The organism is Stutzerimonas kunmingensis (assembly GCF_002929225.1).
In the GTDB taxonomy this organism is placed as follows: Bacteria; Pseudomonadota; Gammaproteobacteria; order Pseudomonadales; family Pseudomonadaceae; genus Stutzerimonas.
In genome coordinates this window covers 618,608-644,960 of record NZ_PISM01000022.1, presented here as the reverse complement: position 1 = coordinate 644,960, position 26,353 = coordinate 618,608, and the positions used below count along the sequence as shown (strand labels likewise).

24 protein-coding genes are annotated in these 26,353 nt (G+C 66.0%); 19 read left to right on the top strand and 5 right to left on the bottom strand.

The features are described 5' to 3' along the window. Positions 1-21: 21 nt before the first annotated feature. Together CW305_RS22175 and ppa are read left to right on the top strand one after the other, a co-directional pair. Positions 22-834 carry a M90 family metallopeptidase gene (locus CW305_RS22175; RefSeq protein ID WP_104099007.1) on the top strand — a complete coding sequence of 271 codons (813 nt, stop codon included), beginning with the start codon at positions 22-24 and terminating at the stop codon, positions 832-834. A gap of 106 nt (positions 835-940) precedes the next feature. Then, complete coding sequence (gene ppa / locus CW305_RS22170) at positions 941-1,468, top strand: inorganic diphosphatase (protein WP_014819027.1); 528 nt, start codon at positions 941-943, stop codon at positions 1,466-1,468. A gap of 54 nt (positions 1,469-1,522) precedes the next feature. Here the strand turns inward: ppa and CW305_RS22165 are convergent, their stop codons facing one another. Next, positions 1,523-3,007, bottom strand: a complete 1,485-nt coding sequence (locus CW305_RS22165) for a sensor domain-containing diguanylate cyclase (RefSeq protein ID WP_244153886.1) — start codon at positions 3,005-3,007, stop codon at positions 1,523-1,525. A 246-nt stretch (positions 3,008-3,253) separates the two neighbouring features. Here CW305_RS22165 and CW305_RS22160 point away from each other — a divergent pair, with 246 nt between their 5' ends. The 12 genes from CW305_RS22160 (at position 3,254) to dxs (ending at position 17,769) form a co-directional block, all read left to right on the top strand. Beyond that, positions 3,254-4,186 (top strand): ABC transporter substrate-binding protein, encoded by a 933-nt coding sequence (locus CW305_RS22160; RefSeq protein WP_104099006.1) that lies wholly within the window; start codon positions 3,254-3,256, stop codon positions 4,184-4,186. Next, positions 4,180-6,570 carry an EAL domain-containing protein gene (locus tag CW305_RS22155; protein WP_104099005.1) on the top strand — a complete coding sequence of 797 codons (2,391 nt, stop codon included), beginning with the start codon at positions 4,180-4,182 and terminating at the stop codon, positions 6,568-6,570. The genes CW305_RS22160 and CW305_RS22155 overlap by 7 nt, the downstream gene beginning before the upstream one ends. Before the next feature lie 89 nt (positions 6,571-6,659). After that, a complete protein-coding gene (locus CW305_RS22150) occupies positions 6,660-7,157 on the top strand; it encodes an RNA polymerase sigma factor (protein ID WP_104099004.1) in 498 nt (165 codons plus the stop codon). A gap of 196 nt (positions 7,158-7,353) precedes the next feature. Beyond that, the gene (locus CW305_RS22145) at positions 7,354-8,877 is read left to right on the top strand and encodes a pyridoxal phosphate-dependent decarboxylase family protein (protein ID WP_104099003.1); all 1,524 of its coding nucleotides are present in this window, start codon (positions 7,354-7,356) and stop codon (positions 8,875-8,877) included. Positions 8,878-8,888: 11 nt separating this feature from the next. Beyond that, positions 8,889-10,208: a lysine N(6)-hydroxylase/L-ornithine N(5)-oxygenase family protein gene (locus CW305_RS22140; protein ID WP_104099002.1), complete on the top strand. Its 1,320-nt coding sequence runs from the start codon at positions 8,889-8,891 to the stop codon at positions 10,206-10,208. Then, positions 10,205-11,359: an MFS transporter gene (locus tag CW305_RS22135; RefSeq protein WP_104099001.1), complete on the top strand. Its 1,155-nt coding sequence runs from the start codon at positions 10,205-10,207 to the stop codon at positions 11,357-11,359. Before CW305_RS22140 ends, CW305_RS22135 begins: the two co-directional genes overlap by 4 nt. Further along, positions 11,356-11,943, top strand: coding sequence for a GNAT family N-acetyltransferase (locus CW305_RS22130; protein ID WP_042928916.1), 588 nt, complete (start codon positions 11,356-11,358; stop codon positions 11,941-11,943). The genes CW305_RS22135 and CW305_RS22130 overlap by 4 nt, the downstream gene beginning before the upstream one ends. Continuing rightward, the gene (locus CW305_RS22125) at positions 11,940-13,748 is read left to right on the top strand and encodes an IucA/IucC family protein (RefSeq protein ID WP_104099000.1); all 1,809 of its coding nucleotides are present in this window, start codon (positions 11,940-11,942) and stop codon (positions 13,746-13,748) included. The genes CW305_RS22130 and CW305_RS22125 overlap by 4 nt, the downstream gene beginning before the upstream one ends. Further along, complete coding sequence (locus tag CW305_RS22120) at positions 13,732-14,493, top strand: siderophore ferric iron reductase (RefSeq protein ID WP_104098999.1); 762 nt, start codon at positions 13,732-13,734, stop codon at positions 14,491-14,493. Before CW305_RS22125 ends, CW305_RS22120 begins: the two co-directional genes overlap by 17 nt. A 139-nt stretch (positions 14,494-14,632) precedes the next feature. Beyond that, a complete protein-coding gene (locus CW305_RS22115; protein WP_003283056.1) occupies positions 14,633-14,875 on the top strand; it encodes an exodeoxyribonuclease VII small subunit in 243 nt (80 codons plus the stop codon). Further along, positions 14,875-15,762 carry a polyprenyl synthetase family protein gene (locus CW305_RS22110; RefSeq protein WP_014819016.1) on the top strand — a complete coding sequence of 296 codons (888 nt, stop codon included), beginning with the start codon at positions 14,875-14,877 and terminating at the stop codon, positions 15,760-15,762. Before CW305_RS22115 ends, CW305_RS22110 begins: the two co-directional genes overlap by 1 nt. 108 nt (positions 15,763-15,870) lie before the next feature. Further along, on the top strand, positions 15,871-17,769 hold the full coding sequence (gene dxs / locus CW305_RS22105; RefSeq protein ID WP_104098998.1) for a 1-deoxy-D-xylulose-5-phosphate synthase: 1,899 nt from the start codon (positions 15,871-15,873) through the stop codon (positions 17,767-17,769). A gap of 97 nt (positions 17,770-17,866) precedes the next feature. On the opposite strand, the gene CW305_RS22100 is transcribed toward dxs, so the two are convergent. Next, the gene (locus CW305_RS22100) at positions 17,867-18,343 is read right to left on the bottom strand and encodes a LabA-like NYN domain-containing protein (RefSeq protein ID WP_104098997.1); all 477 of its coding nucleotides are present in this window, start codon (positions 18,341-18,343) and stop codon (positions 17,867-17,869) included. 116 nt (positions 18,344-18,459) lie between these two features. Here CW305_RS22100 and CW305_RS22095 point away from each other — a divergent pair, with 116 nt between their 5' ends. After that, positions 18,460-19,140, top strand: a complete 681-nt coding sequence (locus CW305_RS22095) for a YciC family protein (RefSeq protein WP_014819013.1) — start codon at positions 18,460-18,462, stop codon at positions 19,138-19,140. A 77-nt stretch (positions 19,141-19,217) separates the two neighbouring features. Then, positions 19,218-19,646, top strand: a complete 429-nt coding sequence (locus tag CW305_RS22090) for a VOC family protein (protein ID WP_104098996.1) — start codon at positions 19,218-19,220, stop codon at positions 19,644-19,646. A 10-nt stretch (positions 19,647-19,656) separates the two neighbouring features. Here CW305_RS22090 and CW305_RS22085 read toward each other — a convergent pair whose 3' ends face one another. Next, positions 19,657-20,484, bottom strand: a complete 828-nt coding sequence (locus CW305_RS22085; RefSeq protein ID WP_104098995.1) for an SDR family oxidoreductase — start codon at positions 20,482-20,484, stop codon at positions 19,657-19,659. An 86-nt stretch (positions 20,485-20,570) separates the two neighbouring features. Here CW305_RS22085 and CW305_RS22080 point away from each other — a divergent pair, with 86 nt between their 5' ends. Next, positions 20,571-21,386 (top strand): substrate-binding periplasmic protein, encoded by an 816-nt coding sequence (locus tag CW305_RS22080; protein WP_104098994.1) that lies wholly within the window; start codon positions 20,571-20,573, stop codon positions 21,384-21,386. A 2-nt stretch (positions 21,387-21,388) separates the two neighbouring features. On the opposite strand, the gene hrpB is transcribed toward CW305_RS22080, so the two are convergent. Then, a complete protein-coding gene (gene hrpB, locus CW305_RS22075) occupies positions 21,389-23,914 on the bottom strand; it encodes an ATP-dependent helicase HrpB (RefSeq protein ID WP_104098993.1) in 2,526 nt (841 codons plus the stop codon). A gap of 59 nt (positions 23,915-23,973) precedes the next feature. Beyond that, complete coding sequence (locus tag CW305_RS23830; RefSeq protein WP_245891018.1) at positions 23,974-24,474, bottom strand: hypothetical protein; 501 nt, start codon at positions 24,472-24,474, stop codon at positions 23,974-23,976. Positions 24,475-24,688: 214 nt separating this feature from the next. On the opposite strand from CW305_RS23830, the gene CW305_RS22065 reads away from it, so the two are divergent. Beyond that, entirely contained in the window at positions 24,689-25,105 is a 417-nt protein-coding gene (locus tag CW305_RS22065; protein WP_104098992.1) for a polyribonucleotide nucleotidyltransferase, read from the top strand. Between the two features lie 25 nt (positions 25,106-25,130). Beyond that, a complete protein-coding gene (locus CW305_RS22060; protein ID WP_104098991.1) occupies positions 25,131-26,021 on the top strand; it encodes a cation diffusion facilitator family transporter in 891 nt (296 codons plus the stop codon). Positions 26,022-26,353 lie beyond the last annotated feature (332 nt).

Here is a 26,353-nt window from a genome sequence, read left to right as displayed (position 1 = left end):
ACTTCGCTGGAGCCTCCGCCCATGTGGTCCTTCCGCGCCTGGCAGCGCAAACGCATCCTTGCCCGCAACCCGGTCGCGCCTGAGCTGTGGCAGCAGGTGCTCGACAGCCTGCCGATACTCGATGGCCTGAGCGGGGACGAGTTGAGCCGTCTGCGTGAGCGCGCCGTGCTGTTTCTGCACGACAAGCGCCTGACGCCGCTGGCGGGCGTCGAGCTGCAACCCCAGGACCGCCTGCGCCTGGCGCTGCAGGCGCAATTGCCGCTGCTGCACCTGGCCGATCTCGGCTGGTATCGCGGCTTTCACGAGATCGTCATCTACCCCGACGACTTCCTCAGCCCGCAGAAGCATCGCGACGCCGCCGGCGTCGAGCATGAATGGGACGCCGAGCACAGCGGCGAAGCCTGGTTGCAGGGCCCGGTGATCCTGGCCTGGCCTGGCGTGCAGCAGAGTGGCGGCTGGGAGGCCTACAACCTGGTGATCCACGAGCTGGCGCACAAGCTGGACATGCTCAACGGCGACGCCAACGGCCTGCCGCCGCTGCACCGGCAGATGGGCATCGACGCCTGGGCCAGCGCCATGCAGCGCGCCTACGACCAGCTCGACCGCATGCTCGACGCCAACCAGGATGCCGAGACGCCGATCGACCCCTACGCCGCCGAGAGCCCGGCAGAGTTCTTCGCCGTTACCAGCGAGTATTTCTTCAGCGCGCCCGACGTGCTGCATCGGGCCTTTCCCGAGGTCTACGCGCAGCTGGCGGACTTCTATCGGCAGGACCCGCTGGCGCGCTTGCAACGCCTGCAGGCCGAACATCCCGATTACCGGGAACCTGCGTAGGCCGGGCGCGTCGAAGCCGGCGTGCATTGCACGCGACATTGCGCCTATAATCGCGCCCACTTTTTCCGCCCCCAGGCCGCGCTGGCCGATCAGGAGCCCATCGTTCATGAGCTACAGCAAAGTCCCGGCTGGCAAAGACCTGCCGAACGACATCTACGTCGCCATCGAGATCCCGGCCAACCACGCGCCGATCAAGTACGAGATCGATCACGACACCGACTGCCTGTTCGTCGACCGCTTCATGGCCACCCCGATGTTCTATCCGGCCAACTACGGTTTCATTCCGCACACCCTGGCCGATGACGGCGACCCCCTCGACGTGCTGGTCGTGACCCCCTACCCGGTTGCCCCGGGTTCGGTCATCCGCTGCCGTCCGGTCGGCGTACTGAACATGACCGACGAAGCCGGCGGCGACGCCAAGCTGATCGCCGTTCCGCACGACAAGCTGACCCAGCTGTACGTGGACGTGAAGGAATACACCGATCTGCCGCCGCTGCTGATCGAGCAGATCAAGCACTTCTTCGAGAACTACAAGGATCTCGAGAAGGGCAAGTGGGTCAAGGTCGAAGGCTGGGAAGGCGCCGACGCCGCCCGCGCCGCCATCATCAAAGCTGCCGAGGCTTACCAGAAGTAAGTCGAAGCACTGAAGAAAAGCCGGCCACAAGCCGGCTTTTTTATTGCCCGCGATTTAGCCTTCCGCTTCGTCCTCCGGGCGGCCGACGCGAACCTGGTTTCGACCTCCGTGCTTGGCGTCATAGAGCGCCTTGTCCGCCCACGCGATCAACTGATCGATCTCATGCTGCCCGGCCTGCGTCTGGGCCACGCCGATGCTAACCGTGATCTCGATGTTGCCCGCTGCGGTCGTCAATGGCGCCTGCTCAATGGCCATGCGGATCTTCTCGGCCACACTGCGTGCGCCGTCGGGATCTGTATGCGGCAGTGCAATTGCAAACTCCTCTCCACCGAGACGGCCGAACAGATCGTGCGCGCGCAGCATGCTGGCGCATGTCGCAGTGAACTGCTTGAGTACCGCGTCGCCGATCGGATGGCCGTGCACATCGTTGACGCGTTTGAAGTGGTCGATGTCGAGCATCAGCAGGCTGAGGCTTTCATCGTGGCGGCGAGCCCGGGCAAGCTCGGCCTCCAGGCCGGTCAGGAACGATCGACGGCTGCTCACCCCCGTCAGCACATCGGTATTGGCCAGCTGCGCCAGTTGATCGTGAGCCTGACGCAGCTTTTCCGTGCTCTGGAAATAGCGGTTGCTCAGGACAAATATCAGCAGCGCGACCGCCGCCAGCAGCAGCGAGATGATGCCAGCCGAGGCAATCAGCAGCTCCCGGCGCTCATCGAACGCAGCCATGAAATCCTTCGGCGACAACAGCACCACGACCACGACCCCATCATCGGCGAGCCGCCGGTAGGCACCCAGGCGATACTCACCATCGATCGCGCTCACCCCTTCGTAATAACCGCGCGCAGGGGCATTCGGATCGAAATAGGGCTTGTCTTCCGGCACCTTGAAACGCCCGTAACGACCGACGACGGGCGCTCCCGCAGCAATGGCACGCAAGCTGCGATCAGTGCCAACCAGCGCGATGCTGCCATTGGGACCCACGTTTATCTGCTGGTAGTAGTCAGCGAAGAAGCTGGTGGGAATGGAGAGCACCAGAACGCCGGCGAACTCACCGTCTTGGTGAATGGGGCGAGTGAACTGGATGGTCCACTGTTTCGACACCCTGCCCAGCACCGGCTTGCTGATGAACAGGCGGTCTTCCCCGGGGTGGTCGCGGTGTACGCGGAAATGCTCGCGATCACTCAGATCCACAGGCTTGATATTCGCGTCGAGGTTGGAAAAAACCAGTCGGCCGTCCTTGTCGATCACTGCCAGTTGCGTGAGGAAATTGCCATAGACAGCCAGCTCCTCGTCCACATAACCGGCGAAGTCGGCGTGCTCCAGCACGTCTTCGCGCATATCTAGGAGCACGGTATCCATCAGTCTTATCACGCTGTGCACATGCGCCTCGAAGGCGGTGGCCAGGTTCATCGCGTCGTTGCGCGCGGCGTCCGTAGCGAGGACGCGCTCGTGCTTTATCTCATTGATAACGAAGACCCACATTGGCACCAGCGTCAGGGTCAATATGAGTGCCGCCAGTAGTCCTGCCTTGCGTTTCAAGCTTCCGCTCCGTCGCGTCCTACGCGAAGTTCTTGTTCTGGAAGCTACCAGACGCGCGCTTGTGCCCGCCGGACACGTTGTCGCAGCTCAGCTGCCACGCCCGCGCAGCAGGCACTGCGAACCCAGGTCATCGCGTCAACGGCGAGGTCTCTACTGCACTCGGTGGGAATACCCACTGCTTTAGCAGGGATTCCCGTGACCGTACGGTTTCGCTATGGTGGCATTCAGGTATCACGGAGTGATCGCATGGTCCGGGGCTCAATCCTATTGCTGATGTTCATCGCCTTGCTCGGCTGCCAGCCCGACCCGGACTCCGTCCGGGTCGGCAGTAACCGCTGGCTCGGCTATGCACCGTTCTATCTGGCGGACGAGCTGCAATGGACGGCCCCGAGCGGTGTTCGCCTGGTCGAATACCCGACCACCACCGGTGTGCTGCGCGGCTTTCGCAATGGCATGCTGGATGCCGCCATGCTGACCCTGGACGAAACGCTGCTGCTGCAGGCCAGCGCCGATCTGAATCTGGAGATCATTCTGATCACCAATGTCTCCGCCGGCGCGGACGTCCTGTTCGCCCGCGCCCCGATAGCCACGGTCGACGACCTGCGCGGCCGGCGAATCGGCGTGGAGAACACTGCGCTCGGTGCCTATTTCCTCTCCCGCGTGCTTGATCAGGCGCAGCTGACCATTGCAGACCTGGAGGTGGTCAGCCTGCCGGTTCATGAGCAGGTCGAGGCGTATGCCGCCGGCCGTGTCGATGCGGTTATCACCTTCGCCTCGGAAGGGCCAGCGCTGGAGGCCAGCGGCGCGCGCCGCATCTTCGACAGCCGCCAACTGCCGGGCGAGATCGTCGACGTTCTGGTCGTTGATCGCCAGCGGGTCAATCCTGAGCAGCGCAGGCGCCTCAGAGCGCTCTGGTTCGACGCCTTGCGCGCCTGGCAGGAGCAGCGCGCCAAGACCGACCCACACCTGCTCGCACGCCTGGGCCTGACGCCCGCTGCGCTGCAGGTCACGCTGGACGGCTTGCTCATGGGCGATCGCGCGGTCAATCGCGAATGGCTCCGTGACGGCCAGCTACACCGCAGCATCGAACGTCTGAACCAGTACATGGGCGAACGACAACTGCTGAACAACGTCCGGCATGAGGGGCTGGTCCCCCGCTGTGAGGTGCTCGAATGCTGACAAGATTGTCGCTGCGAAAATCGCTGCCCCTGCTGCTGGGCATCTTCGGCCTGATGTTCACGGTGCTCCTGACCACCTGGCACCTGCCGACGCGGATCGAGGAAACGCTTACCGACTGGCGCGACCACACCGCGCAGCACCTCGCCCTGCTGCAGAGCAGCCTGAGCGACCATCGCCGGCTGGGGCGCAACGCCGAACTGGAGACCGAGCTGGCCGACCTGGCGAGCCTGGAGGGAGTGCGCTGGGCGATGGTGATCGGCCCTGACCTGCAGATAATCGCCACCACTCGCCTGGGCCTGACAACCGAGCGGCTCGAGCTGATCGACGCCGTCGCGCTCAAGGCCCGTGTCGACAGCGGTCGCCCCGCCTGGGCCGGCCAAGGCGCGCGACAGCTGGCGATCTACCCGCTGGACCGCGTCGCGCAGAACGGCACGCCGGTGCGCGAAGCGCTGCTGGCCGAATACGACTTCACGCCGATGCTCGCGCAGACCAAACGTGACGCCTGGTTCTATCTGGCCCAGACCCTGACGTTATTGCTGCTGCTCGGCCTGATCCTCAACCGCATCTACGGACGCCTGCTGACGCGCCGCCTGGCGCGCATCGACCAGGCCGCACGGCAGTTCGCCATCGACCAGCGACCACAGACCCTGGCGGTGGCCGGCCGCGATGAGATCGGCCGGCTCGCCGCCACCCTCAGTCGCATGATGAACCAGCTGCACGAGCGGCAGCTGGCCCTCAGCGAAAGCGAGCAGCTGCTGCGCGACCTGGTCGACACGGCGCCAATCGGTATGCTGGTTGTCGACCGCGAACTGCGCGTGCTGCAGGCCAACCCAGCGGCTGCCGCCCTGTTCGGCTGCACGCCGGAGGAGCTCGTCGGCAACCTGCCGGACGACCGCCTGGCAGAGAGCGATGCCACCGCGCGCCTGCGCAGCACGCCGGCGAACACGACGCTGGAGTTGACCGGCCGCCGCAACGGTCAGGACGTTCCGCTGGAGATCAGCTGCACGCCCTTCCAGCGCTACGGCGTGCGCCATTTCCTGGTCCTGCTGCGCGATATCAGCGACCGCCTGCGCGCCGAGCAACGACTGCGCTTTCTCGCCCACTTCGATCCGCTGACCCAGCTGGCCAACCGCAACTACCTGATGCAGCGCCTCGACCAGCTGTTGGCAGCTCGCCTGCCGTTGAGCCTGCTCTACCTCGACCTGGATCACTTCAAGCGCATCAACGACAGCCTCGGCCACGAAATAGGGGACAAGTTGCTTATACAGATCGGCGATCGCCTCGGCCAGCTGATGCCGGAAAAATCCTTGCTTTCGCACACAGGCGGCGACGAGTTCATGCTGTTGCTCGACGGCAGCGATGCCCGGCGTGCAGAACAACTGTCGCAAGTCATCATCGACCGCTTCGAGCTGCCGGTGCGCATCGGTCAGTACGAGTGCTTCGTCAGCCCGAGCATCGGCATCGCGGTCAGCGACGGCCGGCACAGCGCCACCGAGCTGCTCAAGCGCGTCGACCTGGCGCTGTACGCGGCCAAGGATGCCGGACGCAATCGCACCGTCATCTACAACGAAGCACTCAGCGACGCGGCCGCCAGCCGCCGTGAACTGGAACAGGCACTGCGGCGCGCGCTGGATCACGAAGAGTTCGTGCTGCATTACCAGCCGCAGGTCAACGCCCAGGGTGAACCGGAAGTCATGGAGGCCCTGCTGCGCTGGGCTTCTCCGGACCGCGGCCTGGTGCCGCCCGGGGTGTTCATTCCGGTGCTGGAAGAGAGCGGCATGATCATCGAGGCGACGCGCTGGGTGTTCCGCGAAGCCTGTCGCCAGGCTTGTCGCTGGCACGCGGCGGGGCACATGCTGCGCATCGCGGTCAATCTGTCGCCGTTGGATTTCAGGCAGGCGGACCTGGCCGGCAGCCTGCTGGCGATCCTCGACGAAGAAGGTGCCTCGGCGAGCATGCTGGAGCTGGAAATCACCGAAAGCGCACTGCTCGAAGCCGATGAGCATGTCCAGCAGACCCTCACCCGCCTGAAGGCCGCCGGGCTGCCGCTGCTGCTCGATGACTTCGGTACCGGCTATGCCTCGCTGACCTACCTGCAGCGTTTTCGCTTCGACGGCATCAAGATCGACCGCGAATTCGTCAACGGCCTGCCGGACAGTGAAGAGTCGGTCGCACTGGTGCGTGGCATCCTCACCATGGCCAGCCACCTCGGCCTGCACGTGGTCGCCGAAGGCGTGGAGAACGAGCGCCAGGCGGCGTTCCTGCGCCTCAACGGCTGCCCCAGCTTGCAGGGATTCCACTACGCACGGCCGCAGCCGGCAGCGCAGTGCCGCCTGCAGCAGAACGGTCGACCGATCAACCTGCAGCTGCCGCTGGACGGATAAGCACTGATCGGCGTGCCAGCATTAAGCCTGCAATTGCGAATAGTTCGCATCTGGGATAGTTTCGTTGCCCCTCTCGGTGGCACGCTCCCATGCGCGACAACAACAAGATTTCCGATTCCTGCCTGCAGTGTTACGTCCATCATCGCCAGCAACTGGTCGCCCATCTCACGCGCCTCGGCGGCTGCCGCGCGCTGGCCGAGGACCTGGCGCAGGATGCCTGGCTGAAGCTCGCCCAGGTCATGCCCGAGCAGCGTCTCGACAATCCCAAGGCCTATCTCTTTCGCATCGCCACCAATCTGCTCCGCGACGCCATGCGCCATCGCGCCTTGCTCGGTGCATCAGACGAAGCTCCGCTCGAACTCATCGAAGCCGTGCAGGCCGACCCCTGCGCTCTGGTTGAAAAGCACTGCGCGTTGCAATGCGTGCTACGCCAGCTCGATGACCTGCCGCCGCGTTGCCGCGAGGTGTTCGAACTGGCCCGGCTGGAAGGTCTCAGCCAGGCGGAAATCGCCGGACGCCTTGGCATCTCGGTGAACACCGTGATCGCCCAGCTGGCCAAGGCACGACAACGGCTGGAGCGGCCGTAACTTTTTTCTTCGACGCCGTAATGGTTTTTCCGCGCTGATTCGTCTTGCCTGTGCCCTTGCGCAATTGAGATTTATTCTCGATTAACCGGCATCCTCGCAGATGCTTTCGTGCGGTCCAGCCGCCAGACAAGAAACCACCGAAGCCGCGAAAACGGCCCGCTCCGGGTCGCGGCCGCGCTCGGCCCGAGGAATGTGCATGACCCCGTCCAGTACCGTAGTGCCCTTCGCCCCCGGCCCCGTCAGCAACGGGCTGTTCACCCGCAGCAATCACGATGACTACCGCCAGCTCATGCAGCAGGGACTGAACCTGGTGCAGCAGTGCCTGCAGCGCCAGCAGCAGCCATTCAGCGGCATCCTTCCGCAGGAACTGGCCGCCGATTTCGAGCGCGTCGATCTCGAGCGCCCGCTGGGTGACGCCGGCGCCGCGCTGCGCGAGCTGGATCAGCTCTATCTGCGCGACGCGGTGTACTTCCATCATCCGCGCTATGTCGCCCACCTCAACTGCCCAGTGGTGCTGCCCGCGCTGCTTGCCGAAGTGCTGGTGTCGTCGCTCAATTCCTCGCTGGACACCTGGGACCAGAGCGCCGGCGGCACGCTGATCGAACAGCGCCTGATCGATTGGACCTGTGAGCGTATCGGCCTCGGCGGCCAGGCCGACGGCGTGTTCACCAGCGGCGGCACCCAATCGAACCTGATGGGCCTGCTGCTGGCCCGCGAGCACGTCTGCAACCGCCTGCCCGACCACGGCGGCAACCTGCGTCACGGCCTGCCGGCCGAGGCCGCCGGGCTGCGTATCTTCGCCTCCCGCGCCAGCCACTTCAGCGTGCAGAAATCCGCCGCGCTGCTGGGCCTGGGCTACGACGCCGTGCGCAGCATCGAAACCGACGGTGCCCAGTGCATGAGCGTGCCCGCGCTGGCCCAGGCACTGGCCGACTGTCAGCGCCTGGGCGAACTGCCCATGGTCGTGGTCGCCACCGCTGGCACCACCGACTTCGGCAGCATCGACCCGCTGCCGGAAATCGCCGCGCTGTGCCAGCACTATGGCGTCTGGCTGCATGTGGACGCGGCCTATGGCGGCGGTCTGCTGGTCGCACCGCGCTACCGCGGCTGGCTGGCCGGTATCGAGCACGCCGACTCGGTCACCGTCGACTACCACAAGTCGTTCTTCCAGCCGATCAGCTGCAGCGGTTTCTTCGTTCGCCAGCGTCAGCACCTGAGTTACATCACCCACCACGCCGACTACCTCAACCCGCGCAGCCAGACCCGCGAGGGCACGCCGAACCTGGTCAACAAGAGCATCCAGACCACCCGCCGCTTCGACGCGCTGAAGCTCTGGCTGACCCTGCGCATCCTCGGTGCCGAGCATATCGGTGCGATGTTCGAGGAGGTCATCGACCGCGCTGCCGACACCCATCGCCTGCTCGCCGACGACCCGGCCTTTGAGGTCTTCGCCCCGCGCCTGAGCACGCTGGTGTTCCGCTTCGTCGCGCCAGGCGTGGCGGACGAGCGCCTGGACGAGATCAACCGCGAGATCCGAAAGGCGATCTTCCGCTCAGGCGCGGCGGTCATTGCCGCCACCGTGGTCGAGGGCCGCCAGTACCTCAAGTTCACCCTGCTCAACCCGGAAACCACGCTGGACGACCTGCGCACCATCGTCGAGCTGATTCGCGGCCACGGCACTCGCCTGCTCGACGGCCTACCCACCGCCGCCAACCAGTAAGGAGATCGCACATGAACAAGATGTATGACTTCATTGGCATCGGCATCGGCCCGTTCAACCTCGGCCTGGCCTGCCTGGCCGAGCCCATCGACGGGCTCGATTGCCTGTTTCTCGACCGCGCCGAGGGTTTCAACTGGCACCCTGGCATGATGCTCGACAGCGCCACCCTGCAGACGCCGTTCATGGCTGATCTGGTGACCCTCGCCGACCCCACCAGCCGCTTCAGCTTTCTCAACTACGCCAAGCAGATCGGGCGGCTGTACGCTTTCTACATCAAGGAAGACTTCTTCCTGATGCGCCGCGAGTACAACCAGTACTGCCAGTGGGTGGTCGAGCAGCTCGACAGCCTGCGCTTCGAGCATTTCGTCCAGCAGGTCGACTACCTCGACGAGCGTCGTTGCTATCGGGTGCGCGGGGTACACACCCGCAACGGTGAGAGCTTCGAGTTCCTCAGCCGCCGTCTGGTGCTCGGCACCGGCACCACGCCCTATCTGCCGACCTGTTGCGAGGCACTGGCCGAGCACGTCAGCCACAGCGGCAACTACCTGCAGGACAAGCCGCGCCTGCAGGGCAAGCGCTCGATTACCGTGGTCGGCAGCGGCCAGAGCGCGGCGGAGATCTACTACGACCTGTTGCAGGAAATCGACCGCCACGACTATCGGTTGAACTGGATCACCCGCGCGCCGCGCTTCTTCCCGCTGGAATACACCAAGCTGACGCTGGAAATGACCAGCCCGGAGTACATCGACTACTTCCACAGCCTGCCTCGCAGCACCCGGGAAAAGCTCATCGACAGTCAGAAGGGCCTGTACAAGGGCATCAACGCCACGCTGATCAACGCCATCTACGACGAGCTGTACAACCAGAGCCTCAAGGGCGAGGTGCCGACCCAGCTGCTGACCAACGCCGAGCTGCGTCGCTGCAAGCGCCTGGGCGATGGCACGCTGGAGCTGGAGTTCTTCCAGCACGAACTGGAGCAGGGCTATCGCCACCGCTGCGACGCACTGGTGATGGCCAGCGGGTATCAGTACCGCCTGCCGCGCTGCATCCAGCCGATAGCCGAGCGCATCGCCTGGCAGGCGCCGGAGCGCTTTGCCGTGGCGCGCAACTACAGCATCGACCGCAACGGCGGTGAGGTCTTCGTACAGAACGCCGGGCTGGTCGATCACGGCCTGGTGACGCCGGATCTCGGCATGGGCTGCTACCGCAACGCCTCAATCCTGCGCGAGATCTGCGGGCGCGAGCACTACGCGGTGGAGACGAAGATCGCCTTCCAGCAGTTCAGCCTGCCGCGATCGCTGGCACCGCAGGGCGCGGTGGCGGCGCGATGACGCTGCGACGCGCGCTGATCGGCATGACGCTGCTGGCGGTGCTCGGCGACAGCCTGCTGATGCCGTTCTATCCGCAGTACTTCGCCGAACGCTTCGGCGAGCTGCGCAGCGAGCAGGTCGGCCTGTACCTGGCCGCGGTATGCCTGGTGGCGATGCTCGCCTTGCCGCTGTGGGTGCGCCTGTCCAGGCATGCGCATCCGCTGCGGCTGCTGATCTTCGGCCAGTTGATGGCTGGGCTGCTGGCGCTGGCCTGCGCGGCGATCGAGCAGCAATGGCTGTTCTGGCCGGTGTCGCTGACGATGATCGCCTTCAAGGCCAGTTACCTGCTGATGTATCCCTACGTCATGGGCCTGGTAGGCACCGACCAGCAGGTGCGTACCATCGGCCTGCTCTCGGTGGTGGTGCATCTGGGTGCGATTGCCGGCGCGACGCTGGGTGGCGGGGTGCTGCACTACCTCAGCCCGGCGCGCATGTTCGTGCTGATGGGCCTGATGGATTTCGTGCAGATGGCTGTCAGCCTGCTCTTGTTGCGCCATGCGCCGCAACCGACTCGGGTCGATGCAAGCACGCCACCACGGCCGCGCGGGGAGCACCTGGCCATTGCCCGGCTGTGCCTGCTGATGCTGGCGTTCTACTTCTGCATCTACCTGGCGCGGCCGTTCTTTACGGTGTACTGGGAGCAGCTTGGTGGGCCCCAGGCAAGCTGGATCACCGGCCTGGTCTATGCCATTCCCGGCATGCTGGCGCTGCTCGCCCTGGCCCTGCATTACCACGCCGGGCAGCACCTGACCGCCTGGCTGCTGCTGGGCGCGGCCGGGCTGGCGTTGCAGGGCATCGAGCAGATGCCGCTGGTACTGGCCGGGCGCGTGCTGTTCGGCTGGGCGCTGTATCAGCTCACCGTGGCACTGGATGCGCGACTGTTCGCCCTCAGCCGGCCGGAGCATTACGGACGCGACTACAGCCTGATCAACATCTTCCAGAACCTCGGAGTGCTCGCCGCCTCCTGGCTGGCCGGGCTGGTGGTGCGTGATGCCGGCCTCGCCGCGCCGTTCTTCCTGTCCGCCCTCGGCCTCGTTCTCACCGCCTACGTACTGCGCTGGCTGCTGGTTTCAGCACCAGTCAGTGCGCCTCTCTGTGGAGCCAAATCATGAATACCGCTCTTTCCCGCGCGGATGGTCCGCGCTTCGTTCGCTACTGCAGGCTCGGCGCCATGCACTTCGAGACCTTGCAGCCAGAGCATTTGCCGCTGCTGCACGACTGGCTGCGCCGCGACTATGCGCGCTTCTGGGCCATGGGCCATCTGAGCCTGGCGCAACTGGCCGACTATGTTGGCGAGATCCAGCGCAGCAGCCATCGCGACATTGCCCTCGGCATGTGCAACGGCGAACCCGCGTTCCTTTTCGAGGGCTATCACCCAGCCCATGACCGCCTCGCCGATCACTACCAGGTGCGCCCCGGCGACCGCGGCATGCACCTGCTGCTCGCACCCTGCGAAAAGCCCGTGCACGGCTTCAGCCTGGAAGTCATGCGCAGCATCCTCGCCTACCAGTTCGCCGACCCATTCGCGCGGCGCATCGTTGTCGAGCCGGATGCGCGCAACGCCAAAGTGCATGCGCTCAACCGCCGGGTCGGCTTCGTCTACCAGCGCCTGCTGCAGCTACCGGAAAAGGATGCCTGCCTGGCGTTCTGCACGCGCGCGCAGTTCCTCGCCACCCTTCAGGAGAATCCGCAATGAATCAGCTCGTGCAACTGCCAACCGCCGCCGGCGATCTGGCCACCGAACACCTGCAGGCCGAACATTGGGCCCGCGCCAATCGCCTGCTGGTGAAGAAAGCGCTGGCCGAGTTCAGCCACGAGAAGCTGTTCAGCCCCGAGCCACTGGGCGACAGCCACTACCGCGTCGCAGTGCCGGACAGCTCGATCGAGTACCGCTTCAAGGCACGAAGGCTGGCGCTGGATCACTGGTCCATCGTTACTGACTCCATCGAAAAATTCACCGCTGGCCAGCCGCAGCCACTGGACGCGCTGAGCTTCATCATCGAGTTCGCCGACACCCTGGGCATCTCGGAAAACAACCTGCCGGTCTACCTCGACGAGATCAGCAGCACCCTGTTCGGCAGCGCCTACAAGCTCGCCAACAGCCCGCTGAGCGCCGCCCAACTGGCCCTGGCGGACTTCCAGCAGATCGAGACCGGCATGCGCGAAGGCCACCCGGGCTTCGTCGCCAACAACGGGCGGATGGGCTTCGACGCGCAGGATTACCGCGCCTACGCGCCGGAAGCGGCGAGCCCGGTGCGTCTGGTCTGGCTTGCCGTGCACCGCAGCCGCGCCAGCTACAGCGCCATCGACGGGCTCGACCAGCCGACCCTGCTGCGCGAGGAGCTGGGTGGTCAGCTCGAGGTGTTTCATAGCCAGCTGCGAGCGCTGCAGCTTGACCCCGACGACTACCTGCTGATGCCCGCGCACCCCTGGCAGTGGCACAACATCCTGGCCATCGGCTTCGCCGCAGAGATCGCCAACCGGCAGATCGTCCATCTCGGCCTGAGCAATGACCGCTACCTGGCGCAGCAGTCGATCCGCACCTTCTTCAACCAGAGCCAGCCGCAGCGGCGCTACGTGAAGACCGCCCTGTCGATCCTCAACATGGGCTTCATGCGCGGGCTGTCGCCCTACTACATGCAGGCGATGCCCGCGATCAACGCCTACCTTGCCGAGCGCGTGGCCAACGACCCGCTGCTGCGCGACTGCGGCTTCCAGCTGCTGCGCGAAGTCGCGGCCATCGGCTATCGCAATCCGTATTACGAGCAGGCGCTGCCGGCCAGCAGTCCTTATCGCAAGATGCTCTCGGCGCTGTGGCGGGAGAGCCCTTATGGCCACATTCAACCCGGCCAGCGGCTGATGACCATGGCCGCGCTGCTGCACAGCGACGGTGACGAACGCGCCCTGCTGGCAACGCTGATCAGTGCCTCGGGCCTGACCGCCGACCGCTGGGTGCGCCGCTATCTCAACGCCTACCTGACGCCGCTGCTGCACTGCTTTTATGCCCACGACCTGGTGTTCATGCCGCATGGCGAGAACCTGATTCTGGTGCTGGAAGATCACCTGCCGATGCGCGTGCTGATGAAGGACATCGGCGAGGAAGCGGTGATTCTCGATGCCGACGCGCAGATCCCCGAGGCCGTGGGCCGTCTCGCGGTATCGGTGCCCGACGAGCTCAAGGTGCTGTCGATCTTCACCGACGTGTTCGACGGCTTCTTCCGCTACCTCAGTCAGATTCTCGATGAGCAGGTCGGCCTGCCGGAACAGCGCTTCTGGCAACAGGTCGCCGACTGCATCGCCGACTACCAGGCCAGCCAGCCTCAGCTGCGCGACAAGTTCGCCCGCTACGACCTGTTCGCCGAGGAATTCGCCCGCTCCTGCCTGAACCGTCTGCAACTGGGCAACAACCGGCAGATGCTCGATCTGGCCGATCCGGCCGGTGCGCTGAAATTCGCCGGCACCCTGAAAAACCCCGTCGCGCCCTATGCGCCGGAACGCTGAAACCCAATGGGCGGATGACGAGGCGCTGAACGACCTGCTGCTGCGGGTGCGCAGCGCCCTGCCGGGACTGGACGGTCGCGTCGGCTCGCCAAGACCCGACGAGCTGATGCTCGATCGCCCGCAGCCACTGGCGGACTTGCTGGCGCACTGGCAGGCAGCGCACCCGGAAGCGGGCCGCCATTACTGGGCCGCGCGCTGCTGGACGCTGCTGGTCTGGCAGCCCATCTATCTGCAGGTGCTGGCCGTACAACTCGATGGCCAGTCACCCGAGCTGGAGGGCATCGCGCAGGGTATGCAGCAGGGCTTCGTCGCCGGTTTCTGCCTGCCGGATCATCAGCCGCTGCGCGCCGACACCCAGCACCTGCTGCGCCATGCCGGGCAGCAGATCCGCCAGTTCTGCGAGCAGACCCACGCGGCCTGCGGCACCTTGCTCGGCCTGCATCCGAAGCTCGCGCAACGCCTCGCCGCGGATTGCGTGCTGGCCGCGCTGCTGCACGCGCAACGGACCGATGGCTGCGGCAACCTGCAGCTCTGCCGTCGCGCCGATGCCTGGCTGGATGCGTGCGGCATGCAGGGCGCCAGCGGCCTGCTAGCGGTGCAGCTGACCGATGGCGGCACCCGTCTCGGCTTGCAGCGCAAGGCCTGCTGCCAGCATTTCCGCCGCGCCGATGGCGAGCTCTGCGACAGCTGCCCGAAGCTGCCGCTCGCCGAGCGCACTCGACGCCTGCGCGAGCAGCATGGTTAGCGCTCGCTGACCTCAGGCAGCATCCCGACACCTTACGCAGCTGGATACACATCACGCGGGCGAACCTTGTGGCTGCCGCGGGCGTTTCTTTGCTAATGTCGCGCCCGTTTCCGACTCGCCGCCGACGACAGGTTCCCGCATGGCCCGCAAGAAAGCTGCCCTCGATTTCGAACAATCCCTCGCCGAGCTGCAACAGCTGGTGGAACGCCTGGAAAGCGGCGAGCTGTCGCTGGAAGACTCGCTGACCTGCTTCGAACAGGGCATCGGCCTGACCCGCGACTGCCAGGCTGCGCTGAGCCAGGCCGAGCAGAAGGTGCAGATCCTGCTGGAACGCGACGGCAGCCTGCAGGAAGCCCCCTTCGAGTCGGACCCCGAAGCATGATGATCGGCGACTACCAGAAACGCTGTCAGCAGCGCGTCGACGGCTGCCTCGAAACCCTGTTCGTCCCGCCGCTGCCGCAGCTCGAACGCCTCTATCAGGCCATGCGCTACAGCGTGATGAACGGCGGCAAGCGCGTCCGCCCGCTGCTGGTCTATGCCGCCTGCGAAGCACTGAACGGCGACAAGACCAGCGCTGACGGCGCCGCCTGCGCAGTCGAGCTGATCCACGCCTACTCGCTGGTGCACGACGACCTGCCGGCCATGGACGACGACGATCTGCGCCGCGGCCAGCCCACCACGCACAAGGCCTTCGATGAGGCCTGCGCGATCCTCGCCGGCGACGGCCTGCAAAGTCTCGCTTTCGAGGCCATGGCCCAGGCCGCGCACAATCCGCAGGACGCCACGCTGCGCCTGCGCATGTTCGCCGTACTGGCCCGCGCCGCCGGGCCGGCCGGGATGGTCGGCGGTCAGGCCATCGACCTCGGTTCGGTCGGGCTCAAGCTCGATCGCGACGCCCTGGAGCTGATGCACCGGCACAAGACCGGCGCGCTGATCGAAGCCAGCGTGCAGCTCGGCGCGCTCGCCAGCGGCCATGCCGACGCCGACAACCTCGCCTCGCTGAGCCAGTACGCACGCGCCATCGGCCTAGCCTTCCAGGTGCAGGACGACATTCTCGACGTCGAAAGCGACACCGCGACCCTGGGCAAGCACCAGGGCGCCGACATCGCCCGGGACAAGCCCACCTATCCGGCACTGCTCGGGATGGACGCGGCCAAGGCCTATGCGCTGGAACTGCGCGACCAGGCACTGCACGCGCTGCGCCCGTTCGATATCTCCGCCGAGCCGTTGCGCGAGCTGGCGCGCTACATTGTCGAACGACGCAACTGAGCCTTTCGCCGAAATAGCAGTCAAACCCCTACCGGACCCGGGGCCGTTCTTATCGAACGGCCCATCGGGTAAACTGCCGCTCTTTTTTCAACAACAACGATCCGCCTGATGCCCAAGACTTTTCACGAGATCCCTCGGGTTCGCCCCGCGACGCCCGTTCTTGGCCGAGCGGCGACCCCCGAACAGCTGCGCCGACTGGGCGAGGCGGAACTCGAAGAGCTTGCCAACGAACTGCGCCAGGAGCTGTTGTATAGCGTCGGCCACACTGGCGGGCACTTCGGCGCCGGCCTCGGCGTGATCGAGCTGACCATCGCCCTGCACTACGTCTACGACACCCCGGACGATCGGCTGGTGTGGGACGTCGGCCATCAGGCCTATCCGCACAAGATCCTCACCGGTCGCCGCGAACGCATGGCCACGCTGCGTCAGAAGGACGGCCTGGCCGCCTTCCCGCGCCGCTCGGAGAGCGAGTACGACACCTTCGGCGTCGGTCATTCCAGCACCTCGATCAGCGCCGCCCTGGGCATGGCGGTCGCCGCCCGTCTGAAAGGCGAGCAGCGCAAGTCCATCGCGGTGATCGGCGACGGCGCGCTCACCGCCGGCATGGCCTTCGAGGCGCTCAACCACGCCCCAGAAGTCGGCGCCAACATGCTGGTGGTGCTCAACGACAACGACATGTCGATCTCGCGCAACGTCGGCGGGCTGTCCAACTACCTGGCCAAGATCCTGTCCAGCCGCACCTATTCGAGCATGCGCGAAGGCAGCAAGAAGATCCTCTCGCGCCTGCCGGGTGCCTGGGAAATCGCCCGCCGCACCGAAGAATACGCCAAGGGCATGCTGGTGCCCGGCACGTTGTTCGAAGAGCTCGGCTGGAACTACATCGGCCCCATCGACGGCCACGACCTGCCGACGCTGATCGCCACCCTGCGCAACATGCGCGACCTCGACGGCCCGCAGTTCCTCCATGTGGTGACGAAGAAGGGCAAGGGCTTCGCCCCCGCCGAAGCCGACCCGATCACCTGGCATGCGATCAGCAAGCTGGAGCCGGTCGGCGCCCCGGTCAAACCGAAGAAGCCCTCAGGGCCCAAGTACTCCAATGTGTTCGGCCAGTGGCTGTGCGACATGGCCGCCGCCGACCCGCGCCTGACCGGCATCACCCCCGCGATGAAGGAAGGCTCGGACCTGGTGGCCTTCAGCGAGCGCTACCCGCAGCGTTACTTCGATGTCGCCATCGCCGAGCAGCACGCTGTGACGCTGGCGGCAGGCATGGCCTGCGAAGGCATGAAGCCGGTGGTGGCGATCTATTCGACGTTCCTCCAGCGCGCCTACGATCAGCTGATCCACGATGTCGCGGTGCAGAACCTCGACGTGCTGTTCGCCATCGACCGTGCCGGACTGGTCGGCGAAGACGGCCCGACCCACGCTGGCAGCTTCGACCTCTCCTACCTGCGCTGCATCCCCGGCATGCTGGTGATGACGCCCAGCGACGAGAACGAGATGCGCCGCATGCTCACCACCGGCTACCACTTCGAAGGCCCGGCCGCGGTGCGCTATCCGCGCGGCAGCGGCCCCAACGCCACCATCGAGCCGGGCCTGGAGCCGCTGAAGATCGGCAAAGCCGTGGTGCGCCGTGAGGGCAGTAACGTCGCACTTCTGGTATTCGGCGTGCAGCTGCCCGAAGCGCTGCAGGTCGGCGAGGCGCTGGACGCCACGGTGGTCGACATGCGATTCGTCAAACCGCTGGACGAAGCCCTGCTGCGCGAACTGGCTGGCAGCCACGAGCTGCTGGTGACGATCGAAGAGAACAGCATCATGGCTGGCGCCGGCAGCGCGGTAGCCGAGTTCCTCACTGGCGAAAGCATTCTCAAACCGATGCTGCATCTGGGCCTGCCCGACTACTACGTCGAGCACGCCAAGCCCAGCGAAATGCTCGCCGAGTGCGGCCTGGATGCGGCCGGCATCGAAGCGGCCGTACGCAAGCGGCTTGCGGCACTCGGCAAAGCCTGACGTCGTTTTGGTGGATGGGTGGAGCGTCATCCACCCTACACTGGCCACTCCGAGTCGCACTATCGGCAGACTCGCTCCCCTCAAAGTGGGCGGATGTTCAGCCACGCAACAACAAATCACCCTCGATCGGCACGTAACGCGTCGCCGCACGGATCAGCGATTGCGCGGTAAGTCCCGGTACGCCATAGGCGGTCGCCTCGGCGCCGCCGGCCCGCACCCGATCGAGCAGCAGGTCGAAATCGCCATCGCCGGACGCCAGCACCACCTCGTCGACCCGTGCCGCCGCATCCAGCACGTCGATGGTGATGCCCACATCCCAGTCACCCTTGGCCGAGCCGTCGCTGCGCTGGATATAGGGCTTGAGCTTCACCGTGAAACCGAGGTTGCGCAGGATTTGCTGAAACTGCTGCTGGCGTGCGTCACCGCGCTCGATGGCGTAGGCATAGGCCTCGACGATAGTGCCGCGACGGCTGACATCGGCCCACAGCGCCGCATAGTTGAAGTGGCAGCCATGGGCCTGCCGCACGGTGTAGTAGAGGTTCTGTACATCGGCGAACAGGGCGATCTTCTTCACGCGGCGGCCCGAATCTGAAAGGGGGGTCCAGTATGGACGGCGAAATCGCACATGTCCCGTCCTTGCCGCATCCGTTACAGTGGCGCCCCGAAACGATTACTCACCTTCGGTCTGCAATGAACGTTCTTGCCATCCTGCGTGACGCCTGGTTCTTCTACTCCCGCCACTTCCTGACCATCGTCCGGCTCTGCCTGCCGCTGATCCTGCTCGAAAGCGCGACACGCCTGGCGCTCGATCACTGGCTCGGCGAAAACGTCCTGCCCGCCCTGGACCTGCTGGTGGGCCTGATCTTCTATCCGCTGTACGTCGGCGCACTGATCCTTTATCTGGATGCGCGCAGCCGTGGCCACGATCCGGCGCTGCGCGCGGTCTACGCCCGGGCCCTGCCGCTGTGGCCAGCGCTGGCCGTGCTCTCGGGGCTCGGCTCACTGCTGATCATGCTCGGCGCCTCGCTGTTCGTGCTGCCCGGCATCTGGGTCATGGTCAAGATCGCCTTCGCCGAGTACCTGCTGGTCTTGCGTGGCCTGACACCGCTGGCGGCGCTGAAGGAGAGCTTCGCCCTCACCCGCGGGCATTTTCTGCTAATACTGGGCTGTGTGATGACCGTGCTGTTACCGATCTGGATGCTGGAAATCTGGATCGCCGCCCAGCTGTTCGCCGAGCAGACGCCACCACTGTTGCCGGCGATGTTGCTGGACGCCGTGGTCGGCCTGCTGCAGTTGCTGCCGACGATCATGCTGTTCCGCTGCTTCATGCTCTGCACCGAGCCGCCGACACGCCAGCCGGACAACGGCTGAGTGGTCTTTCGACGGTGGTTCAGGCGAGGCGCGCAGAGCCTGCTAGGCTTGCTCCGGCCACATCAGGAGACCCCGCCATGGCCGACCAGAACCCAAGCATCCTTTCGCACATTTCACTGGGCAGTAATCGCTTCGACGAAGCGGTTGCCTTCTACGACCAGGTCCTCGCCACCCTTGGCTGCAGGCGCATCCTCGAACACCCCGGCGCCGTCGCCTGGGGCCGTGAATATCCGGAATTCTGGGTCCAGCGCCCCTTCGACGGCGGCACGGCCTCCGTCGGCAACGGCACCCACGTGGGCTTCTTCGCCGCCGATCAGGCTGCCGTGGATGCCTTCCACCGAGCCGCCATCGCCGCCGGCGCGGTCGATGAAGGCGCCCCTGGACCACGGCCGGAGTATGGCGAGCCCTATTACGGTTGCTTCGTCCGTGATCTGGACGGTCACAAGATCGAGGCGGCCTACTGGGACGCCGCGCTGATGGAGCAGCTCTACGGCAGCGGCGAGTGACCGCGGAGCATCAGGTTCGACTGCCGAGCAGCCGTGGCAGCAGCAGGTGCTGGTACAGCCGCGGGCACCAGCGCGCCAGCAGCCGCGCCTTCCAGTCGAGATTGGAGTGCACCAGCAACGCGCGCCGACGCAGCGCGCCTTGGTAGATCGCCTCGGCGACATCCTGTGGCGAGGCGACCCGGCCGATGTCCAGTACCGGCGACGGCGCGGTGGAGCCGTCGCCGACCAGCACGTTTTTGCGCAAGTCGGTGGCGGTGTAACCGGGGCAGACCAGCATCACATGCACCCCGGTATCGCTCAGCTCGCCGCGCAGCGTCTCGAACAGCCCGTGCAGTGCGTGTTTGCTGGCGTTGTAGGCGGCGCGGTTGGGCACCGGGGCATACTGCGAAAGCGAGCTGAGCACGATGATCTGCCCGTCCCGGGCGATCAGGCTGGGCAGTGCCGCCTGGGTGCAATGCAGCGCGCCGTAGAAGTTCACCGCCATCACCCGATGGAACACCGCCAGGCTGGTGCTCGCCACCGGGCTGCGATGGGTGATGCCGGCGTTGTTGACCAGCACGTCGATGCCGCCGTAACGCTCCACCACCAGCGCAATCGCGCGCTGCACCGCCTCGGCATCGCTGACGTCACAGCACAACCCCAGCGCATCGGCATTGTGGTGATCGGCCAGATGCTGCACCAGGCCATCCAGCGCATCCTGATGCAGATCGAAGATCACCAGCCGCGCGCCAGCCTGGGCCATGCGCACCGCCAGCGCGCGGCCGATCCCGGCACAGCCGCCGGTGATCACCACCAGCTTGCGGTTGAACACCTTGCGATCGAACACCTTGCGCTGCATACCCCTACTCCTTCGTGCCGCACGCCTGCCTTTTGGTATGAGCATAGGTCGATATAGGCCGACATTCCTCACGCTGCTGCAGCAATATGGCTCATGGACAACCGGGCATCGGCTGCGCATGCTTGTTGGAACAGCGCAAGGCAGCGATCGATCCATTGAAAGCATTCATCTATCTGGCCCTGGCCTCCCTTCTCGGCTTACCAGCCGCGGTCCTGGCCAATCCCGTTTCGCAACGCGTCCTCAACGTCGGCTACTACGAGTTCGCCCCGGCCATCTACACCGATGCCCACGGCATGGCACGCGGCGAGCTGGCCGAACTGACCCGCCGCGTCGCGCGTCAGGCCGGCTACGGCGTGCGCTTTCGAGGGCTGCCCGGCGCCCGCCTCTACGCGGCGCTGGAGAATGGCAGCATCGACCTCTGGCCTGGAGCCCAGGGCAAGCCGGAGCTGGCGACCCATACGTTGGAAGGCCGGCATACGCTCAGCCAGATCAATCTCAACCTCTACCGCCTTGCCGGTACACCGGCGCCGAGCCTGCCGGACGACCTTGCCGGCAAGTCGCTGATCCTGATCGGCGGCTACAGCTACTGGCCGAACGTCAACGCGCTACTGGACGATCCCGGCCTCGACCTGCGCCTGCTGCGCACCAGCAATCACCTTTCCGCGCTGGAGATGCTGCAGCGCAACCGTGGCGATTACCTGCTCGACTACCAGATTCCAGTGGAACAGGCCCGCCAGCGGCTACGGATGGAGGCGCTGCCCTACCAGCGCCTGGCCCAGGTGCCGATCCACTTCATCGTCTCGCGCCATGCTCGCGATGCCAGCGCCATCGTCACTGCGCTCGACGACGCCTATGAAGCGTTGCGCGTCGCCGGCGAGGACCTCAGCCTGCCCTCGGACTGAGCCTACTGCCCGCGTGGCTTGGCCCGTGCGGTCGGCTCGGCGATCAGCGGGTCGTCCGGCCAGTAGTGCTTGGGATAGCGCCCCTTCAGATCCTTTTTTACCTCGGCGTAGGTGTTGGCCCAGAAGCTCGCCAGGTCCTGGGTGACCTGTACCGGACGCCGCGCCGGCGACAGCAGGTGCAGCTTGACGACCTGTCGGCCACCAGCAATCCGCGGCGTGTCGGCCAGGCCGAACAGCTCCTGCAGACGCACCGCCAGCACCGGCGGCTGCTCGCTGTAGTCCAGCCGAATGCGCGAGCCGGACGGCACGCTGACCGCCACCGGCGCCTGCTCATCCAGGCGCTGCGGCAGCGGCCAGGGCAGCAGCGTGGCGAGCATGCCGGCCAGATCGAGCTGGGCGAAGTGCGCCAGGCGCGACACCTTGCCGAGGTAGGGCAGCAGCCAGTCGCCCAACCGTTCCAGCAGTGCAGCATCGCTGACGTCCGGCCAGTCGCTGCTGTTGCCTGCGTCCAGATCGAGCTGACGCAGCAGGTCGATGCGCGCCTGCCACTGGCGCAACTCCGGCGTCCAGGCCAGCAGTTCCAGGCCCTTGCTCCGTACCAGGCCGAGCAGCGAGCGAGCCCGTGCGTCATCGTCGAGGTTCGGCAGTGGTTCGCGGCTGAGCACCAGTTCGCCGATCCGCCGCTGCCGTTCGGCGCGCAGCACGCCCTCGCGCTCGTCCCACTCCAGCTCATTGCGCAGAGACACCTGTTCGGCCAGCGGTCCGTCGAACAGCGCCGGGTCCAGCGCGACCGCCCGGTAGATGCGCTCCTCGCGTTGTCCCTGATGGCTACCCAGCTCGGCGATCACCAGCCAGGGCTCCTTCATCAATGCATCCGGCTCACCGAACAGCGCCGCGCGCCCGCTGGCCAGACGATAACCCCCGCCACCTTCGCGGCGCTGCAGGGCGACGCGGTCGGGGTAGGCGAAAGCCAGCAGCGTGGCCAGCGCGTGCTGTTCTTCCAGCGCTCCGTCGCCCTGCCCCGAAGTGCCGCGCAGCAGGCCACGAAACTGCCGGGCCAGCTGCCGCACCCGCTGCACCGCAGCACCACGGCCGCTCTGCAACTGGTGCAGACGCAGCGCCAGATCGGCGCCGCCGCTGCGCTGCCCGCCGGATTGAATGTCACGCTCGACCAGCAGCGCCGCGACATCCGCCGCCAGCGCGCCAATACCCAAACCCTGCCCACGCAGCAGCATATGCGCCAGCCGCGGATGCGCCGGCAGCTCGGCCATCGCCTGGCCGTGACGGGTCAGCTGCCAGCCGCCATGTTCGTTGTGCTGCAATGCGCCAAGGCGCTCGAGCAGCGCCTGAGCCTGGGCGTAAGCCGCCGCCGGCGGCCGGTCGAGCCAGGCCAGCTCGTCCGGCTCGACACCCCAGCGCGCCAGTTGCAGCGCGACACCGGCAAGGTCCGCCTGGAGGATTTCCGCCTCGCCGTAGGCCGCCAGCTGCGCGTGCTGATCCTCGGACCACAGCCGATAGCAGACGCCCGGCTCCAGGCGCCCGGCGCGACCAGCGCGCTGCGTGGCCGAGGCGCGGGAGATGCGCCGGGTTTCCAGCCGGGTCATGCCGCTGCCGGGATCGAAGCGCGGCACCCGCGCCAGTCCGGCGTCCACCACGATGCGTACGCCTTCGATGGTCAGGCTGGTCTCGGCGATGTTGGTCGCCAGCACCACCTTGCGCATGCCCGCCGGTGCCGGCTCGATGGCCGCGCGCTGCTGCGCCAGCTCCAGCTCGCCGTGCAGCGGGCAGAGCAGGATGTCGCCGCGCCCGCCCAGCTGATCGGCAAGCGCCTCGTGGACGCGGCGGATCTCGGCCTGCCCCGGCAGAAACACCAGCACGCTGCCCTGCTCGTCCTCCAGCGCCTGCAGCACCGTCTGCATCACGCGCGGCTCGATACGCTCATTCGCCGCAACGAGACGGCCCCAGCGCTGCTCGACCGGGTGCATGCGCCCCTCGCTGCGCACCACCGGCGCATCGTCGAGCAGTGCCGACAGGCGCTGGCCCTCCAGCGTCGCCGACATCAGCAGCAGCTTGAGCGGCTCGTCGCGCAGCAGCTGCCGCGCATTGAGCGTCAGCGCCAGGGCCAGATCGGCGTCCAGGCTGCGCTCATGGAATTCGTCGAAGATCACCAGGCCGACGCCTTCCAGCGCCGGGTCGTCCTGCAGCCGCCGCGCGAGAATGCCCTCGGTGACTACCTCGATGCGCGTGGTCGGCCCGACCTTGCTTTCCAGCCGGATGCGGTAGCCGACGGTTTCGCCGACGCGCTCGCCCAGCTCACTGGCCAGCCGCTCAGCCGCTGCGCGGGCAGCCAGACGGCGCGGCTCCAGCATGATGATGCTCTGCCCGCCCAGCCAGGCTTCGTCGAGCAGCGCCAGCGGCACGCGAGTGGTCTTGCCGGCGCCGGGCGGTGCTTCGAGAACGGCTTCGTCGCGCTGTTGCAGGGCCTGGCGCAACGCCGGCAGGACTTCGTCGATCGGTAGGGAATTCATGGGCACTCGCTTCGGGCAGACGATTCAACAACCGAGGCGCCCGCCCGAAGCTGGGCGCATCAGTTGACGCTATAGCCGCGTCCGGTCAGGCAGGCGCCAAGGGCGCGCTTGTAGGTGTCGGCAACGCTCGCCGCCGGAGCCGTCCGAGCGCTGGCCGGATCGAAACCGCTCTGGCTCACGGCCCAGATATGACACTCGTAGCGGTCGCGGCTCTGCTGCTCGGCGCTCTGGCCCTTGGCCGGATAGGCGATGACATCATATCGCGAGGCCTCGCTGGCCGGCAGCGGCGGATGACTGACCGGCTCGTAGACATTGCGCTCTACATTCCATAGGTAATAGGTACCGGCGGCGATGAAGTAGAGCATGCTGCCGATCCAGATTTCCCGCGCACCGGCCGGCAGACCGTGGCCGTGACGCGGACCCGGCACATGCTGCGGCCCCGGTCCGGCCGGCGCCCTATGCGCACCCGGCCCGGGACCGGGTGGTGCGGCGGTGACCGGCAAGGCGATGCAGAGGGAAAGAACGGCGCCAAGCGCGGCGCGCGGCAGTGACCTGGACATGATTGAACTCCGGGATGGGATGAAATCGCAGCGCGATTATCTGCCCGGCCGATGCAGCGGTCCGTCAGGCCTCGGTAAGGACTGGGTAAAGCCACCCCATGCGTCAGCGCAACACGCCGAACACCCGAGCCCGCGGCATGGTCTGATATCGAGAAAACATCATCCAGCTGTCTTCCGGCCTTGTATAGTTGCGCCACTTTTCCAGGAGGTCCTTATGCGTACTCGTAACCGAATCATCGGCGGCGTGTTGGCCGCTTCCCTGTTCACCCAGCTGACCGCCTGCGGCACGCTGTTCTACCCGGATCGCCGCGGGCAGATCGAAGGCCGCATCGACCCGGCCATCGCCGCGCTCAATGCGGTCGGGCTGCTGTTCTACGTCATCCCCGGCTTGATTGCCTTCGGCATCGACTTCGCCACCGGCGCGATCTACCTGCCCGACGACGAGTACTCCATGGCCCCGGAAAAGCTGCAGGAAGCCATCGGCGCAGACGGCCAGATCAATCAGGCCCGCCTGAAAGCCATCATCGAGAAGGAAATCGGCCGCAGCCTGCCGCTGGACGATCCGCGTCTGATCCAGCACAGCGGCAGCGTCGAGCAACTGGCCGCCTTCGGTCTGCGCCCTGCGGCCTGATGACTCGCGCGGATAACGGCCAGCGATGAGCATCAATCGTGACCACGCCCGGCTCATGCGCCGGGCGACCGCTGCGGCCCTGGCGACGGCGATCCTGCTGGCGCTGAGCAAGGCCGTGGCCTGGTGGCTGAGCGGCTCGGTGAGCCTGCTCGCCGGCCTCACCGATTCGCTGCTCGACGGCGCCGCGTCGCTGCTCAACCTGCTCGCGGTGCACTACTCGCTGCGCCCGGCCGACGACGACCATCGCTACGGCCACGGCAAGGCCGAGGCGCTAGCCGGGCTCGGCCAGGCGGCGTTCATCTGCGTCAGCGCGATCCTCGTCGGCGTGCAGGGCGTTGACCGCCTGCTGAACCCGCAACCGCTGGGCGCGCAGGGCGTGGGTATCGCAGTGATGATCTTCTCGCTGTTGATGACCGCCATCCTGCTGAGCTACCAGCACCACGTGGTCAAGCTCACCGGCTCCACCGCCATACGCGCCGATTCGCTGCACTACCGTTCAGACCTCTTGCTCAACACCAGCATCCTGCTCGCGCTGGTGCTGGCCAGCTTCGGCTGGGAGCGACTGGACGCACTGTTCGGCATCGGTATCGCGCTGTACATCTTCTGGAGCGCCATCACCATCGTCCGTGAGGCCGGCGCGGTGCTGATGGATACCGAACTGTCGCCGGAGATCAGCGAGCAGATGCAGAAGCTGGTCTGCGAAGTGCCGGGCGTGCATGGCTGCCATGACTTCCGCACACGCATTTCCGGCACCCGTTGGTTCGTGCAGTTGCATCTCGAGCTGCCGGGGGACCTACCGCTGTCGCAGGCGCATGATCTGTGTGTGGCGGTGGAGAACGCGATTCACGATCGCTATCCGAATGCGGAGGTGCTGGTGCATGCCGATCCGCTTGAGGTAGCGCCGCCGAAGCGGTGATTGGAGTTTTCGGATTCCATTTCCAAGGCACCACCACAACGCCCAAAACGAAAAAGACCACGCCTGGGCGTGGTCTCTTCGATTCGTCTGGCCGATGGTAACGGCTTCTTCGCGCGGCGCCTCGTGAGCACCGGGGGCCCGGACCGTCGGTCTTGGTAAGACCTTCGGTGGTCACGGCGGGGATACTGCGCCGTGTCCGTTTCTGCCGGGGGCTGAAGTTGAGATAAAGCTTACGCCTGGAAACCCGGCACAGGATTGCGAAGATTGCTTATATAGGCGCCACTTGCGCAACTGCCATCCTACAATTCATCATCTAGCGCAATCATCGATCG